A 14,663-nucleotide genomic window follows, 5' to 3' on the forward strand; every position below is an offset into this window, starting at 1 on the left:
CGGCCGATGATGTTCGTCTTCGTGATCCGACGGATCGGTCTGGCATTGTTGTCCGGCTGGGGCGTCGCGACGATCGTGTTCCTGATGTCGAAGCTGATCCCGGGCGACCCCGACCGGGTGGCCGCGGGCCGCTTCGCCTCGGCCGACCAGGTCGAGCAGGTCCGGCACACGATGGGCCTCGACCAGTCCATGCTCGCCCAGTACGGCACCTACCTCACGCGCGCGGCCGCCGGCGACCTCGGCACCTCCGCGTACACGCACCAGGGAGTGACCAGCGACCTGGCCGCGGCGCTCCCCAACACGATTCAGCTGGTGCTCGCGGGGATGCTGATCACCGTGCTGGTGGCGGTCCCGCTGGGCGTCGTCGCCGCGGTCTCGCAAGGGCGGGCGGCCGACGTCGCGGCCCGTCTCATCCTCGTCCTGGCCGGCGGGGTGCCGATCTTCTGGTTCGCGATCATGCTGCGCTGGACGCTCGGGTTCCTCCTCGGCTGGTTCCCGCTGTCCGGCCTGAACGGCGTGGGGATGGCGCCGCCCGACGTGACCGGGTTCACCGTGCTCGACTCCCTGCTGTTCGGAGACGTCGCGAACCTGCTGGACTCGCTCGCGCACCTCGTCCTGCCCGCCCTGGCGCTGAGCGTGCCGTTCATCGCCACGCTGGCGCGGAACGTGCGCTCCAACATGATCTCCGCGCTGCACTCCGACTACATCGACTTCGCGATCTCGAAGGGCGTACCGCGCGGACGGGTGGTCGTGCGCCACGCGCTCCGCTCCGCCATGGGCTCGACGCTGACGATCTTCGGCATGCAGTTCGGCTGGATGGTGAGCGCGTCCGTGCTGGTGGAGGCGGTGTTCTCCTTCCCCGGGGTCGGCAGCTACATGTACAAGGCCATCGTCAACAACGACACGTACGCCGTGCTGGGGGCGGTGCTCGTCGTCGGGTTCGTCTTCATCGTCTCCTCGGTGGTCGTCGATCTGCTGCAGATGATCCTCGATCCGCGGGTGCGTACCAACCACTTGAGAGCGGCCTGATGACCGGAACCCGCGAACCCCTCACCGTTCCCCACGGGATCGACCTGTCCACGGCCGCGGTCGGCCGGAGCATCGGCGGCAGGATCCGCCGGCTCTTCGGCCGGCGCGTCGCCCTGGTCGACCGCTTCGCGTTCGCCGGCGTCGCGCTCCTGCTGCTGTTCGCCGCGGCCGGCCCGTTCCTCGCGCCGTTCTCGCCGTACGAGGTCGCGCCGGAGGACGCGCTGCTGCCACCCGGCCCCGGCCACCTGCTCGGGACCGACGACGCCGGACGCGACGTGCTCTCCCGCATCCTCGCCGGCGCCGGAACGACGCTGCTCGCGGCCGTGGGCATCGTGGTGCTGTCGATGATCACCGGCGTCCTCGTCGCCAGCGTCGCCGCGCTGCTGCCACGCTGGGCCGACGAAGCCGTCATGCGCGTGTGCGACATCTTCATGTCCATCCCGTCGCTCGTGCTCGCCCTCGGCCTGGCCGCCGCCATCGGCCCGTCGCTCACCTCGATCATCATCGCGATGGTCGCGGCCTCCTGGCCGGGCACGGCCCGGCTCATGCGCGGCATCCTGCGCGAGACGATGTGCGGCTCCTACGTCGAGGCCGCCCAGGTGCTCGGGGTCTCCCGGCTGCGGCTCATGCTCCGGCACGTCCTGCCCAACTCGATGGACGCGGTCTACGTGCAGGCCAGCATGGAGATCTCCGGGACCATCGTGATGATGGCCGGCCTGGCCTTCCTCGGCGTCGGCGCGCCCCCGCCCAGCCCGGACTGGGGGTCGCTCGTCGCCCAGGGACAGCAGTTCATCACGAGCGCGTGGTGGGTGGCCCTCTTCCCGGGCCTCGCCATCACGATCTCCGCCATCGCCTTCGGGCTCGTCGGCGACGCCGTACGCGGTGTCGTCGACCCGGCGTCGAGGAGCGTCCGATGACCGAGCCCGTGCTCAGCATCCAGAACCTCAGCGTGCGCGTGCCCGAACGGGCCCGCATCGGAGGCGGCGCCGGCGACCTCACGGTCGTCGAAGGGCTCGACCTGTCGATCTGCCCCGGCGAGCGCGTCGCGCTGGTCGGCGAGTCCGGCTCCGGCAAGTCGATCACGGCCCGCGCCATCCTCCAGCTCAACCGCGCGCTCGTCTACGACGGCTCGATCCGGTGGGACGGGACCGAACTGATCGGCGCGGGGGAGCGCCGGATGCGCCGCCTCCGCGGGAGCGAGATCTCGATGATCTTCCAGGATCCGATGACCGCGCTCAACCCCGTGCTCACGATCGGCCAGCAGGTGGCCGAGCCGCTCGTCGTCCGCGGCGTCGCGCGCCGCGAGGCGCTGCGGCGGGCGGCCGAGATGCTCGACCGGCTCGGCGTGCCGAAGGCGAAGGAACGGCTGAAGGCCTATCCCGGCCAGTTCTCCGGCGGCATGCGGCAGCGCGTCGTCATGGCCGCCGCCCTCATCGCCGAGCCGCGCCTGCTCATCGCCGACGAGCCGACGACGGCCCTGGACGTACGGGTCCAGGAGCAGGTGCTCGACCTCATCGAGGCCATGTCGCGGGAGATGAGCCTGTCGGTGCTCTTCATCACCCACGACCTGGCGATCGTCGCCGGCCTGGCCAACCGGGTCGCGGTGATGTACCGGGGCCGCCTCGTGGAGGACCGGCCGGTCGACGAGCTGTTCGCGAACCCCCGGCACCCGTACACGCGCGGGCTGATCGGCTCGATCCCCCGCCTCGACGCGGACCCGGACACCCGGCTGCAGACGGTCGGGGACTTCATGGCGACGGAAGGGCCCACGGTATGAGCAGAGTGCTGTTCCAGGTCGACGGCCTCTCGAAGCGGTTCGGCTCCGGCCGCCGCGCCCACCAGGCGCTGGACGACGTGAGCTTCGAGATCGCCGAGGGCGAGATCGTCGGCCTCGTCGGCGAGTCCGGCTCCGGCAAGTCGACGATCATCCGCTGCCTGATCGGCCTCGAACGCGAGGACTCCGGCAGCATCCGCTACGACGGCATCGACCCGGCGCGACCGGGCCGCGGCGAGCTGCACCGCTACCGCCGCGAGGTGCAGATGGTCTTCCAGGACCCGTACTCGAGCCTCGACCCGCGGATGACCGTGCGGCAGCTCCTGGAGGAGCCGATGCTCGTCATGGGCGGCTTCCCGGCCCGCGACCGGATGGAGCGCATCCTCGACCTGCTCCACCTGGTCGGGCTGGACGCCGAGCATCTGGGCCGCTATCCGCGGGACTTCTCCGGCGGCCAGCGGCAACGCATCGCGATCGTGCGCGCGCTGGTCGTCGGGCCGCGGGTGCTGCTGTGCGACGAACCGGTCTCCGCGCTCGACGTCTCCGTGCAGGCCCAGGTTCTCAACCTGCTCAAGGACATGCAGCGGCGGCTCAACCTGACCGTGCTCTTCGTCTCCCACGACCTCGCGGTCGTGAAGTACCTGTGCAGCCGCGTCGTCGTGCTCCACCACGGCCGCGTCGTCGACTCCGGCAGCGTCGCCGAGATCTACGGCAACCCGCGGGCCGACTACACCCGCGCGCTGCTCGAAGCCGTGCCCATCCCCGACCCGGCGTACGAGCGCGGGCGCAGGGAGCTGCGCAGGCAGCGGGCGGAGGTGCCACGATGACCAGGATCGGCGTCGACGTCAAGTTCACCGGCGGCTCCTCGCTGCTGGGCGCCGACCCGCTCGCCACCCTCGACGCCGTGGCGGGCCTCGGGTTCGAGGGCATCCTCGTGCGTACGGTCGACGAAGCCTTCCCCGAGCTCGACCCCGGCGCGATCGGCGCGTTCGCGCGGGCGGCCCGGGACTGGGGGATGTTCGTCCAGCTCGGAGTCGGCAAGGTCAACCCGTACATGACGGCCGAACTGCCGCGCGTACGGGATCTCGGCGGCGGCAGCTACCTGGCCGGTATGGAACGGCTGATCCGCCTGTGCGCCGAGCACGGCTGGACCGAGGCGTGGACCGCCACCGGCGGCTTCAAGCCCTACCCGGGGCTGCTCAGCTTCGACCGCTTCCGCACTGACGCCGACTGGGCCGACCAGCTCGCCGCGACCGGCGACTTTCTGCTCGCGCTCGCGCCCGTGCTCCGCGAGCACGGCGTGCGCCTCAACATCGAGACGCACGAGGAGATCACCACCTTCGAGATCCTGCGCCTGATCGACCTGGTCGGCGCCGACGTGCTCGGCGTCTGCCTCGACCCCGCGAACCTGGTCGTCCGCGGCGAGCCCGTCGGACCGGCCGTCGCGCGGGTGGCGCCGTACACCCGGATGACGCATCTGCGCGACGCGATCCTCGCCGACACGGGGGAGGGGCTCTCCCGGTTCCTCATGCCGATCGGCCAGGGGATGACCGACTGGCCGCGGTTGCTCGACACGCTCCTGGGCGCGCGGCCGGAGATCGACCTCGTCATCGAGGGCATCGGCGGCTCGCGGGCGGAGATGTCGCTGCTGCCCGACGACCCGCGGTGGTGGCCCGCCCATCCCGACATGACCCCGTCCGACCTGGAGGAGCTGCGCTCGCTCGCGGCTCGGCACACGGCCGACGCCGCCGCCGGCCGCCGGCCGGGGCTCGGCGAACTGCGCAGCTCCGGCCCGGCCGGGCCGGAGCTGCGCGCGTTCCTCGGCGAATCGCTCGCCTGCCTCCGCGCGCTCCTCGACCTTCGCAACCCAACTCTCGCCAGTGAAGGAGAACTCCCCACATGTACGAACCCGAGGTCCTGAACAGCCTGGCGTCCGCCGTCGGCTGCGACGTGGTGTACCCGGGACAGCCGGGGTACGAGTCGCTGCGCCGCGTCTGGAACGCCGACGTCGACCAGCGGCCGGCGGCGATCGTACGCTGCACGAGCACGGCCGACGTCGTCGACGCGCTCCGCTGGTGCGTCGCCAACGCCTTCCCGCTGACCGTGCGGGGCGGCGGGCACAACCTCGCCGGGACCAGCGTCGCCGACGGCAGCGTGCTGATCGACACCGGGCTGATGCGGTCGGTGTCCATCGACCCGGAGGCGCGGACGATCACCGTGGGCGCCGGTTGCCGCTGGGGCGACGTGGACCGCGCGGCGGAGCCGTACGACATCGCGCTGCCGGCCGGCGTCGTCTCCCACACCGGCGTGGCCGGCCTCACCCTCGGCGGCGGCATGGGCTACCTGTCGCGCATGTTCGGCTCCACGGTCGACTTCCTGCGCGAGGTGGAGCTCGTCACCGTGGACGGCGTGGGCCGCCGCGTCAACGCCGACAGCGACCCCGACCTGTTCTGGGCGCTCAAGGGCGCGGGGCACAACTTCGGGATCGCGACCGAGTTCGTCTTCGGCTACGTGGACCTGCCCGGCCTGGCGACGGTACGCCTCGCCCTCTACCCGGCCGAGTCGCGCAAGCAGGTGCTGCAATTGTTCCGCGAGCAGGGACCGGCGATGCCGGACAACGTCGGCACGTACGTGCGGCTCTACCGCAGCCCCGAGTACTGGTCGCAGCTGCCCCGCGAGCACCGCGGCAAGCCGATCGTCTCGGTGGCGACCGTCACCTACGGCGACCCGGCCGACGAGCCGGCGCTCAGCGCGCCGATATTCCAGATCGGCGAGCCGATCTATCAGTCGGTGCGCTCCATCCCGCACGTGACGCTGCAACACGCGACCGACGACGAGTTCCGCTACGGCATCGCGCACTACTGGCGGCACGTCGCCTTCGGCGAGCTCCCCGACGAGCTGCTCGACCTCGCCATCGAGCACGTCGACGCCTACCCCGGCCGTTCGCTCAACTCCAGCTCGTTCATCACGCACCAGACGATGTGCCCGTTCGAGCTCATCGCCGGCCGGCTCCAGCCGCGCGAGCACGCGAACGACTCCACCTCGGGCATCCACTCCCGCTGGGCCGGCAACATCGGCGCCGACTGGGAGTACCCGGACGAGCGCGAGCCGCTGGTGGCCTGGGTCAGGCGGTTCTCGGCCGCGGTCACGGAGTGGGAGAACGGCAGCTACGTCAACTTCACCTCCGAGAAGGAGGACGAGGGCGGCGCCCGCGCCATCTACGGCCCGAAGTACGACCGGCTGGTCGAGCTGAAGCGCCGCTACGACCCGCTGAACGTCTTCGACCACGGCCACGTCGACCTCCAGCCCGCCGGCGCCGACCACGCGGGCGCGGAGTAACGACCATGCTGAAAGTCGGTGTCGACAGCTCCAAGTTCCCCGGGGCGCCGGAGAGGGGCGCGGTCTGGCTGCTCGAGCAGGCGGCCGAGCTCGGCCTGGACGGCGTGTTCTTCCGGTCGGTGCTCGAACTGAGCGGGACCCTCGACCCGGCGGAACTGCGTGACGCCATGCAGGCCGCGGCGGCGCTGGGCCTGCGGGTCGAGGCGGGGGTGGGGAAGGTGAACCCGTTCGCCAACCCCGAGTCGCCCGGGGTGCGCGCCCTCGGCGACGGCGACTACCTCCTCGGCCTGCGCCGGATGATCATCGCCGCCGCGGACGCCGGCATCCGGGAGTTGTGGACCGCCACGGCGAACTTCCAGTTCCGCCTCAGCGGCCTGTACGCCTGCGACCGCTTCCGCACCGACGTGAGCTGGGAGCGGCAGCTCGCCGCCGTCGAACGGTTCCTCGGCCGGGTCGCGCCGATCGCCCGGGACGCCGGCGTGCATCTCGACATCGAGACGCACGAGGAGATCACGACGTTCGAGCTGGTCCGGATCGTGGAGGCGGTGGGCGCCGACGTGCTCGGCATCACCTTCGACACCGCGAACGTGCTGGTGCGCTGCGAGGACCCGGTGCGCGCGATGCGCCGCGCCGCGCCCTACGTCCGGGCCACCCACGTCCGCGACGTCGCCCTGGCGTTCACCGACGAGGGCATCGGCCGTTTCCTGCTCCCGGTAGGCCAGGGCGTGATCGACTGGCCCGCGCTGCTCGCCCCGCTCGCCGGGCGCGACGTGATGCTCTCGATCGAGGGCGTCATCGGCAGCCGCGCCGAGATGTCGCTGCACATCGACGACGAACGCTGGTTGCGCGGGCATCCGGACCTGACCGCCGCGGAGGCCCTTGAGGTCGTCCGGCTGACCCGGGCGTACGAGGCTCGGGCCGTGGCCGGGTCCGCGCCCGGCCTGCACCGGCTCAGAGGCCCGGTCGTGCCGGGCGAACCGCTCGAATTCATCAGGGAGAGCGCACGCCGCCTGCGCGAGCTCGTGGCGTCGCTCCCGCCGTCAACCGAAGAGAGAACAGAGCCACGCACATGACCGACACCTTCGAAGAGACGACCAAGTACCCGACGCTGAGCCTGCGCGAGCGGGACCGCCGCTGGGACTCGATCCGCGCCCTGCTGGAGCGTTCCGGGCTCGATGGGGTCGTCGTGTTCGGCTACGGCCGCGACTCCGCGGACTCCTACATCACCAACGAGGTCACCCGCTCGGTCGTGTTGTTCACCCGTACCGGGGACCCGCTCCTGCTGGTCGGCGACGTTCCCCTCGGCCGCTTCGACGAGCCGGGCGCCCGCTGGGAACGCTGGGTCGAGGACTGGGCGCACGGCGACCGGCTGGCCAACCTCGCCGCCGCGGTACGGGAACGCGGACTGGACCGGACGGCACTCGGCGTCGTGGGCCTGACCAGCCGGTTCGTCGGCGACTGGTCCGGAGTCATCCCGTTCGGCGAGTGGACGCGGGTGCTCTCGCTGCTGCCCGACGTCACCTGGGTCGACATCTCCGCCGAGTACGAGTCGCTCGCGCTGGTCAAGAGCGCCGAGGAGCAGGTCCTCCTGCGCCGGGCCGCGGAGCTCGGCGAGGCGGCCTGCGCGGCGTTCGTCGCGAAGGCAGGCGAAGGCGCGAACGAGCACGAGATCGTCGCCGCGTCCTTCCAGGCGATCATCGCCGGCGGTGGCTGGGCGCGCTGGCCGTTCATGCTGGAGCGCGCCGGAGCCTCGGGCTTCGCCTGGAACATCCCCGAATGGTTTGGCATGGGAGGCGCTCCGCACGTGCTCAAGCGCGGCGACACCATCGCGGCGGAGATCTTCGCGTTCTACGGGGGCATGGAGTCGCAGCAGCAGATCGACGTGTCGCTCGGCGAGCCGGACGTACTGCTGCGCGAGCTGGAGGCGGTCTGCCGGGAGTCCTACGAGGCCGGCCTCGCCGCGCTGCGCCCCGGGCTCCGGTTCTCCGAGCTCGCGGCGGTGATGGAGGAGCCGCTGCACCGCTCCCGTACCTGGAACACCGGCCCGATGGTCCAGACGGTCTCGCCCCTCTACAACAGCGCCACCCGCCTGCACCCGGAGGTCGACCCGGCGCTGTCGCGCCTGGAGAAGCTGCCGAGCGGCATGGGGCTCGACGGCGACTTCGAGATCACCGAGGGACACGCCTTCGCCTTCGAGCCGAACGCCGTGCGCGACGGCAAGCGTGTCTGCATCGGCGGCACCGTCCTGCTGACGGCCTCCGGCCCCGAAGAACTCAACACCATCCCCAACCACCTGAACGTGGTCGGCTGACCCGCCGGGGCGCCGCGGCCCACCGGGCCCGCGGCGCCCGCGGGTGGCCGGGGTTAGGGGTGCGGATCCAGAGCTGCCCGAGGGGGCTGCCGCTGCGTACCTTGACCGTCCTCATGACGGAGTACGCCTTGGTGTCGCCGTTGCAGAAGTTCTTGGGGAAGCCGTTCTCGCGGATCACGATGGACCGCAGCAGCGCGGACTTGGGGGACTTGTAGGCCCAGGTGGTGGTCACCTTGATCGGATATCTCTGGCCGACGCTGTCCTTGATCGAGACATAGGTGATCACGGACTGGACCGGCTTGATCCGCTTGACGTGGCTGGTCTTCTGGTCGGGCGCGGCGTCCGCGGCGGGTGCCGTGAGCAGCCCGGCTCCGAGGGGGGCGGCGAGAGCCACTCCGATCGTGGGAACCCGGAGTCGCGTGGGGGGCGGTCATGGCGCGGCCGGTGCCACCGTGCCGGATGTCAGAGCCGCCTGGACGATGCGGATCGCCTCGGCCGCGTCGATGCCGACGCTGGCGATCACGGCGGCGTAGTCGGCGGCGGCCCGGCGGGCCCGTTCCCGGCCCTCTTCCCCGGCGGCCGCCACGAACGAGCCCGCCCGGCCGCGCGTCTCGATCAGTCCCGCCTCCTCCAGCTCGCGGTAGGCCCGGCCGACCGTGTTGACGGCCAGGCCGAGGTCGGCCGCGAGGTGGCGGATGGTCGGCAGCCGGGCGCCCACGGCAAGCGTGCGGTCCTGGATCTGCCGGGCGAGCTGGGCCCGCAACTGCTCGAACGGCGGGACCGGTGAGCCCGCGTCGATGACGATCATCGCAGGCCCACCGCGCGCCGCGCCGTGGCCGCGTACGACGGCGCCCTGACGTGGACGGCGACCAGGGCGAGCACCCCCAGCACCAGGAAACCCACCGAGGCGGCGCTCCACCACCCGGGCGCGAACCCGGACAGCAGCACCACCGGCAGCGCCCACAGCACGGCCGGCGCGGAGCTCTCGCGCGCGTCCTCGATCCGCATGACGACGTCGGCCGTCAGCGAGACCTCGTCCTCGGCCACGACGGGCCGGGTCAGCATCTCGCGCAGCTGCAGGACGGCGCCGAGGGCGACTCCGGTCACGGCGACCAGCAGTACGACGGCGGCGTGCCGTGCGGTGCCCTCGGTGACGACCAGCGCGCTCACCCCCAGCGCGAACGCGCAGACGATGGTGGCGCCCGCCATGACGGCGTGGGGGCGTCCGAGCAGGGCGGCCCAGCCGAGCTGCACCGGATGGGTCACCCGCCGCGGGAGTGCCGCTCCGGCGCGCCGGTCGACGCGCCGTATCCAGGCGTCCAGCAGCGTCTGGGTCAGCAGCAGTGCGACGATCGACCCGCTCAGCGCCAGCATCGGCACCAGCTGCGATGATCCGGCCGCGTCGGAGGCTCCCGGCAGGGCGGCGACCTGCGCCAGGGAGGCCGCGATGATCAGCACGGCCAGCAGGACGCTGCCCAGCAGCCGTACGCGCCGCCGCACCGCCAGGCGCGTGGCCAGCAACGGCGTCGGCGGGCCGTCGCTCAGGCCGTGCCGCCGCAGCCAGGTCTCGGCGCTCCGGATGTCCGCCGACGGCGGTCCGGCGTCGGACGTGGAAGCGTTCGTCATGTCCCCTCCTTTTGTCGCAAGCTTTGTAGCAACATCGTGCGTCATTGGTTGCGACAAAGTCAACGCTCCGGTCCCGATCCGGGGCACGTGTTCGGAGGGATTGCGCATCGATGGCGTATGGCATGATCGCCGGCTATGAGATGGCGAGCGACATCGGCGATCGTGCTCGGACTGACCGCGTTACCCGTCCCCGCGCAGGCGGCCGCGGTGGATGTGGTGGCTGCGGTCAAGCGGTTGCAAGGCCAGGGCGCCGCGGTGAAGGTCCATCAGCGGACCGACGCGGCATGGCCGGCGGATCCGCGTGTGGAGGCGTTGCCGACGAGGGAGTGCGGGCGGCGGGCGGACGCGCCCGTGGTGACCGGTGTGGCCAGGCTGGGCCGGGGTGGCGTGGTGGCCGCCGACATGAAACGCCAGGTGATCATCCAGGAATGCCCTCTGCGGTTCCTGAAGGAGGACGCCGCCGGCGGTGACCGACGGGCGGCCGACCAGGTCAAGGTCGCCTCGGCGGCGCACAGGGCACGTACGGTCGGTGGCCGTCTCTACGTCTCGGGGCCCGCCTACGGCAGCGGCGCCGGATGGCGTACCCTCGGCGGGGCTCCGGGCGGCGCGGCGCTCTACGGCGACCAGATCATCGACCCCTTCGACGTCGGCACCCTGAAGTTCCTCGTCAGTACGGCGACCATCAACCGGGCCGGCAGCCCGCTCTACGACGCCGACGGCCGTCGGGTCGGCAAGACCTGGGCCTACCGCGGCACGACCACCTTCGCCGCCCTGTTCCGCGCGTCCAAGCCGTTCCGTGACATGCTCGGCGGCCGGCTCGACCCGCAGGCCGGGAAGATCTCGTTCATGTGGGGCGTCCACACCGATCTCACCGGTAGGCCGATCACGGTCATCACGGTCTGGCGGACGGGAGAGGGCCATCGGCTGCGGGGAGCCACCGCCGCCACCCGGTACAGCTGGGGGGTCAAGGCCTCGATCCCCGCGCCCGCCACCGTCGGGCCCGGCCGGGATCCCTACAGCGACGACCTGGTCGACGCGTACAAGTAGAAGCCCGCTTCGGACGACCCCGGCCGGCGGGGGCCGCGCTATCCCATCTTGCGCAGGACCACGCCGAGCAGCCGGTCGGCGCTCAGGTAGCCCACCCGGCGCGAGTCGTGGGAGCGCGTCGGGTTGTCGCCCAGGACGACGATCCGGCCCGACGGCACCAGCGTCCCCGGAGCGTCGCGCAGCGCCGGCACGTCCTCGCGCGGGATCGGGTCGCCGGGGACCGCGGCCAGTCGTTTGATGATCCACCGGCTCTCCTCCTCGGGGCCTCTGCCGGAGAGCACGACCACCTGCCCCGGGTGCGCCGCCCGCGCCCGCCTTACCAGGACCCGCTCGCCGGGCAGGTACGTCGGGAGCATGCTCTCCCCCTCGACGGTCACCACCAGGAACCGGACGCGTAACCACACCAGCGCCAGGAGCGGCAGGCCGACGGCCACGGCGACCGCGATCATCGCCGGGCCGCCAGGTCGTCGACGTAGCCGCTGGCCTGGCGGGTGAACAGGGCGGCGTACGTGCCGTCCAGGGCGCGCAGTTCGGCGTGTGTGCCCTGCTCGGTGACGGCGCCGCCGGACAGCACGACGATCGTGTCGGCGTCGCGGGTCGCGCCGAGCCGGTGTGAGATCACCACGCTGGTACGCCCGGCCCTGAGCCGCGTGAGCCGGTTGTGGACCTCGTACTCGGCCTCGGCGTCCAGTCCGGCGCTCGGCTCGTCGAGGATCATCAGGTCGCTCTCGCGTCGCAGGAAGGCCCTGGCCAGCGCCACGCGCTGCCACTGCCCGCCGGACAGGAGCACGCCGTCGGCCTCCTCGTCCTGCTCGGGGGCGAAGTCGCGGCTGAGCAGCGTCTCGTAGCCGTACGGGAGCGCCGCGAGGGCCTCGTTGACGCCGGCCTCCTCCGCCGCGAGCCGCAGCCGCTCCTGGTCCTCGGCGGCGGTCAGGTCACCGACGGCGATGTTGTCGCGCGCGGTCAGCTCGTAGGAGACGAAGTCCTGGAACACCGCCCCGATCCTGGCGCGCAGCGCCTCCGGCGGGACGTCGCGGATGTCCACCCCGTCCCACAGGATCGCTCCGCGGGTCGGGTCGTAGAAGCGGCACAGGAGCTTGATCAGCGTGCTCTTGCCGGCGCCGTTGCGGCCCACGAGCGCCACGGTCCGCCCGTACGGGATGAACAGGTCGACCCCGCGCAGCACCCAGGGATGCTCGTCGCTGTAGCGGAACCACACGTCGCGCAGCTCGATCCCGCGCCGCAGCGCCGGCAGCGCGGCGGGGTCGGCGGGAACGGGCAGGCCGGGTCCCGAGCCGATGATCGTGACGTGATGCTGGAAGATCAGCAGCTGTTCGTGTGCCATCGCGCCGGCCGACACCACCGTGCTCAGCGCCGCCTGCACGCCGGCGATCGCCGCCACGAACATCGACACGTCACCGACGCTCAGCCGTCCCTGCGCCGCCGCCAGGATCGCCCACACCAGCCCGACCCCGGCCACGATCGCGGCGGCGCCCGCCAGCCCGGCCTGGACGGCCGACTCCCGTCTGTCCATCCCGCGGCGGGCGGCGTAGGCCGCCCGGACCTCGGCCAGCATGCGCACCCGCAGGAACGCCCCGAGGTCGAACAGGCGGATCTCCTTGGCCGCGTCCGTGGTGGACATCAGCCGGGCGTAGAACATCTCCTTGCGCTCGACGGGTCCGATCCGCCACATCATGTCCACCCGCTGCCGGGACAGCCGCAGCTCGATCAGCAGCGCGGGGATCGCCGACAGCAGCAGCAGGGCCGTGAAGACGGGGCTGATCAGCAGCAGCGAACCCACGAAACCGGCCACGGTGATCAGGCTGCGCGCGGCAGACATGGCGGTGTCGATCAGCCGTCCGGGGTTGCTGGCGCCCTGCTGCGCCATACGCAGCCGGTCCAGGAAGGCCGGGCTCTCGAACCGCGCCAGCCCGGTGAACCCGCACACGGCGGTGAACAGCTCGTCCTTGGCCCGCAGCGAGACCCGGCGGTCGACCTCCGCCCGCAGGTACTCCGCGGCGTGCGTGGCCGCCGCCGCCAGCGTCGTGACGACCGCGATCGCCGCCGCCAGACCCGGCAGCCCCGCGGCGGACCCGTGGGCGATCCCGTCCAGCACGTCCTTGGTCAGCCAGGCCAGGGCGACCGGCGTGACGGCGCCCACCAGCGTCACCGCGACGTACGCCGCGACATGCGCGGGCGCCGCCTGGCACACCAGCCCGGCGCCGCGCGCCGCGCCCCGGGCCAGGACCCGGAACCCCGGGTGCTCGCGTCTGCCGCGTTTCATGCGGTGGATCCGGCGGGCAGCCGGGACACGCCGCGCACCCTGCCCTGGACGACGCCGCCGCCGACCTGGAAGAAGCTCGGGAAGGACCGGATCCCGAACGCCTGGCTGGCCGCCCCGCCTCCGTCCTCCAGCACCACCTGCGCGACCGGCGAGAGCGCGCGGACCATCGGCCGGGGGTCGCCTCCGTGGCCGTCGACCACGACCAGCACCCGCGACCTGTCCTGGCCGGACGCCCACTTGACGAGCTCGGGGAGCTCCTTGCGGCAGGCGTCGCACTCGGCGGCCACGAACGCGACCACCGCGCCGTCCGGCAGCGACCCGAGGGTCGTCCTGGCGCCGTCCACGGCCGTCACGTCGAAGTCGCCGACGCGGTCGCCGACGGCCAGGCCGCTCGACCCGGCCAGGCCGCCGGCCTCGAGGGTCTCGTACAGGACCTCGATCAGTTTGTCGTGTTCCTTCAGGCGCCGGACGACGCCCAGGGTCAGCACCAGGTCCATCATGCACAGCACACCGATGAGGGCGGCCACGGCGATCACGTACGGCACAGCACACCTCCGGGTCGATAGGGTGGTGCCCGGCGGGGGCGCCGGGCACCGGTTCATCGGGGCAGAACCGCGCTAGCAGCGGTAGCGCGTGCAGATGCCGCAGCGGTAGGTCCCGTTGGGGTAGGAGCAGCACCAGGCCGCGTAGATGTTGCCGTTGCAGCAGTCGTAGCCGCAGTCGGTCGCGCTGGCGACGGTGTGCGGGGCGACCTTCTCCAGGAGCCGGTCCGCCCATCTGGTCACGATCTTCATCGAACCTCTCTTCGTCGGGGTCGACCGCGGCATGCGCCGGCGGTCTCGGCGATTTCTCGGCGCCTTCAGCCGGCCCTGTCCGCGAGCTCGGCGTCGACGAAGGCGTACAGCTCGTCGATCCGTCCGGTGTGGTCGCGCAGCCGGCGCACCACCGCCAGGGTCAGGGTCAGGTTCAGCACGCACAGCGCGCAGGCGAAGGCCACGAGAGCGATCGCGTACGGCACGGCCCACCTCCGGGTGCGAGGTGCCCGGCCGTCGAGCCGGGCACGGGAACCACCGGCGTCGGCGCCGCTACTGGCAGCGGCCGCAGTAGCGGTGGCCATTGGGGTAGTAGCAGCAGTACCGGGCCTGCGTCGGATTGGGACACGACGTCTCCCAGTCGCAGTCGGTGGCGCGGGCGACGGTGTGCGGGGCGACCTTCTCCAGGAGCCGGTCGGCCCATCGGGTCATGGCGCGCAT

General features: G+C 72.2%; 18 protein-coding genes. 9 read left to right on the forward strand and 9 right to left on the reverse strand.

Annotation, left to right across the window (positions count from 1 at the left end; all coding sequences use genetic code 11):
- Positions 1-21 precede the first annotated feature (21 nt).
- The 8 genes from DMB42_RS13385 to DMB42_RS13420 are packed head-to-tail and all read left to right on the forward strand — an operon-like array spanning position 22 to position 8,453.
- The gene (locus DMB42_RS13385; protein WP_221762128.1) at positions 22-1,029 is read left to right on the forward strand and encodes an ABC transporter permease; all 1,008 of its coding nucleotides are present in this window, start codon (positions 22-24) and stop codon (positions 1,027-1,029) included.
- Complete coding sequence (locus DMB42_RS13390; protein ID WP_125634273.1) at positions 1,029-1,946, forward strand: ABC transporter permease; 918 nt, start codon at positions 1,029-1,031, stop codon at positions 1,944-1,946. The genes DMB42_RS13385 and DMB42_RS13390 overlap by 1 nt, the downstream gene beginning before the upstream one ends.
- A complete protein-coding gene (locus DMB42_RS13395) occupies positions 1,943-2,806 on the forward strand; it encodes an ABC transporter ATP-binding protein (protein ID WP_125634275.1) in 864 nt (287 codons plus the stop codon). The genes DMB42_RS13390 and DMB42_RS13395 overlap by 4 nt, the downstream gene beginning before the upstream one ends.
- Positions 2,803-3,630, forward strand: coding sequence for an ATP-binding cassette domain-containing protein (locus tag DMB42_RS13400; RefSeq protein ID WP_125634277.1), 828 nt, complete (start codon positions 2,803-2,805; stop codon positions 3,628-3,630). The genes DMB42_RS13395 and DMB42_RS13400 overlap by 4 nt, the downstream gene beginning before the upstream one ends.
- Positions 3,627-4,724: a sugar phosphate isomerase/epimerase gene (locus DMB42_RS13405; RefSeq protein WP_125634279.1), complete on the forward strand. Its 1,098-nt coding sequence runs from the start codon at positions 3,627-3,629 to the stop codon at positions 4,722-4,724. Before DMB42_RS13400 ends, DMB42_RS13405 begins: the two co-directional genes overlap by 4 nt.
- Complete coding sequence (locus DMB42_RS13410; protein ID WP_125634281.1) at positions 4,703-6,142, forward strand: FAD-binding oxidoreductase; 1,440 nt, start codon at positions 4,703-4,705, stop codon at positions 6,140-6,142. The genes DMB42_RS13405 and DMB42_RS13410 overlap by 22 nt, the downstream gene beginning before the upstream one ends.
- A 5-nt stretch (positions 6,143-6,147) precedes the next feature.
- Entirely contained in the window at positions 6,148-7,215 is a 1,068-nt protein-coding gene (locus tag DMB42_RS13415; protein ID WP_125634283.1) for a sugar phosphate isomerase/epimerase, read from the forward strand.
- Entirely contained in the window at positions 7,212-8,453 is a 1,242-nt protein-coding gene (locus DMB42_RS13420) for a M24 family metallopeptidase (RefSeq protein WP_125634285.1), read from the forward strand. The genes DMB42_RS13415 and DMB42_RS13420 overlap by 4 nt, the downstream gene beginning before the upstream one ends.
- Here the strand turns inward: DMB42_RS13420 and DMB42_RS13425 are convergent.
- The 3 genes from DMB42_RS13425 to DMB42_RS13435 are packed head-to-tail and all read right to left on the reverse strand — an operon-like array spanning position 8,416 to position 10,079.
- Positions 8,416-8,847, reverse strand: coding sequence for a hypothetical protein (locus DMB42_RS13425; protein ID WP_125634287.1), 432 nt, complete (start codon positions 8,845-8,847; stop codon positions 8,416-8,418). The two genes, DMB42_RS13420 and DMB42_RS13425, sit on opposite strands and share 38 nt — an antisense overlap.
- A 36-nt stretch (positions 8,848-8,883) precedes the next feature.
- On the reverse strand, positions 8,884-9,261 hold the full coding sequence (locus DMB42_RS13430) for a GntR family transcriptional regulator (protein ID WP_125634289.1): 378 nt from the start codon (positions 9,259-9,261) through the stop codon (positions 8,884-8,886).
- Positions 9,258-10,079 carry a hypothetical protein gene (locus tag DMB42_RS13435; RefSeq protein ID WP_125634291.1) on the reverse strand — a complete coding sequence of 274 codons (822 nt, stop codon included), beginning with the start codon at positions 10,077-10,079 and terminating at the stop codon, positions 9,258-9,260. The genes DMB42_RS13430 and DMB42_RS13435 overlap by 4 nt, the downstream gene beginning before the upstream one ends.
- Before the next feature lie 135 nt (positions 10,080-10,214).
- Here DMB42_RS13435 and DMB42_RS13440 point away from each other — a divergent pair, with 135 nt between their 5' ends.
- Entirely contained in the window at positions 10,215-11,126 is a 912-nt protein-coding gene (locus DMB42_RS13440) for a hypothetical protein (protein ID WP_125634293.1), read from the forward strand.
- 38 nt (positions 11,127-11,164) lie between these two features.
- On the opposite strand, the gene DMB42_RS13445 is transcribed toward DMB42_RS13440, so the two are convergent.
- The 6 genes from DMB42_RS13445 to DMB42_RS53185 form a co-directional block, all read right to left on the reverse strand.
- Complete coding sequence (locus tag DMB42_RS13445; RefSeq protein WP_125634295.1) at positions 11,165-11,575, reverse strand: S26 family signal peptidase; 411 nt, start codon at positions 11,573-11,575, stop codon at positions 11,165-11,167.
- A complete protein-coding gene (locus DMB42_RS13450) occupies positions 11,572-13,410 on the reverse strand; it encodes an ABC transporter ATP-binding protein (protein ID WP_125634297.1) in 1,839 nt (612 codons plus the stop codon). The genes DMB42_RS13445 and DMB42_RS13450 overlap by 4 nt, the downstream gene beginning before the upstream one ends.
- A complete protein-coding gene (locus DMB42_RS13455; protein WP_185844633.1) occupies positions 13,407-13,955 on the reverse strand; it encodes a redoxin domain-containing protein in 549 nt (182 codons plus the stop codon). The genes DMB42_RS13450 and DMB42_RS13455 overlap by 4 nt, the downstream gene beginning before the upstream one ends.
- A gap of 72 nt (positions 13,956-14,027) precedes the next feature.
- A complete protein-coding gene (locus DMB42_RS53175) occupies positions 14,028-14,195 on the reverse strand; it encodes a hypothetical protein (protein WP_185844634.1) in 168 nt (55 codons plus the stop codon).
- A gap of 74 nt (positions 14,196-14,269) precedes the next feature.
- Complete coding sequence (locus DMB42_RS53180) at positions 14,270-14,428, reverse strand: hypothetical protein (RefSeq protein ID WP_185844635.1); 159 nt, start codon at positions 14,426-14,428, stop codon at positions 14,270-14,272.
- A 67-nt stretch (positions 14,429-14,495) separates the two neighbouring features.
- Positions 14,496-14,663, reverse strand: a complete 168-nt coding sequence (locus DMB42_RS53185; protein ID WP_185844636.1) for a hypothetical protein — start codon at positions 14,661-14,663, stop codon at positions 14,496-14,498.

It is taken from the genome of Nonomuraea sp. WAC 01424, assembly GCF_003947315.1.
GTDB classification, from domain to species: Bacteria; Actinomycetota; Actinomycetes; order Streptosporangiales; family Streptosporangiaceae; genus Nonomuraea; species Nonomuraea spiralis.

Excerpts from the sequence above, each read along its gene's own strand:
- DMB42_RS13420 (WP_125634285.1), top strand. The coding sequence starts at position 7,212 with ATGACCGACACCTTCGAAGAGACGACCAAGTACCCGACGCTGAGCCTG.
- DMB42_RS13415 (WP_125634283.1), top strand. The coding sequence starts at position 6,148 with ATGCTGAAAGTCGGTGTCGACAGCTCCAAGTTCCCCGGGGCGCCGGAG.
- DMB42_RS13400 (WP_125634277.1), top strand. The coding sequence starts at position 2,803 with ATGAGCAGAGTGCTGTTCCAGGTCGACGGCCTCTCGAAGCGGTTCGGC.
- DMB42_RS13395 (WP_125634275.1), top strand. The coding sequence starts at position 1,943 with ATGACCGAGCCCGTGCTCAGCATCCAGAACCTCAGCGTGCGCGTGCCC.
- DMB42_RS53185 (WP_185844636.1), bottom strand. The coding sequence starts at position 14,663 with ATGCGCGCCATGACCCGATGGGCCGACCGGCTCCTGGAGAAGGTCGCC.
- DMB42_RS13450 (WP_125634297.1), bottom strand. The coding sequence starts at position 13,410 with ATGAAACGCGGCAGACGCGAGCACCCGGGGTTCCGGGTCCTGGCCCGG.
- DMB42_RS13430 (WP_125634289.1), bottom strand. The coding sequence starts at position 9,261 with ATGATCGTCATCGACGCGGGCTCACCGGTCCCGCCGTTCGAGCAGTTG.
- DMB42_RS13445 (WP_125634295.1), bottom strand. The coding sequence starts at position 11,575 with ATGATCGCGGTCGCCGTGGCCGTCGGCCTGCCGCTCCTGGCGCTGGTG.
- DMB42_RS13390 (WP_125634273.1), top strand. The coding sequence starts at position 1,029 with ATGACCGGAACCCGCGAACCCCTCACCGTTCCCCACGGGATCGACCTG.
- DMB42_RS13405 (WP_125634279.1), top strand. The coding sequence starts at position 3,627 with ATGACCAGGATCGGCGTCGACGTCAAGTTCACCGGCGGCTCCTCGCTG.
- DMB42_RS13440 (WP_125634293.1), top strand. The coding sequence starts at position 10,215 with ATGAGATGGCGAGCGACATCGGCGATCGTGCTCGGACTGACCGCGTTA.
- DMB42_RS13410 (WP_125634281.1), top strand. The coding sequence starts at position 4,703 with ATGTACGAACCCGAGGTCCTGAACAGCCTGGCGTCCGCCGTCGGCTGC.
- DMB42_RS13435 (WP_125634291.1), bottom strand. The coding sequence starts at position 10,079 with ATGACGAACGCTTCCACGTCCGACGCCGGACCGCCGTCGGCGGACATC.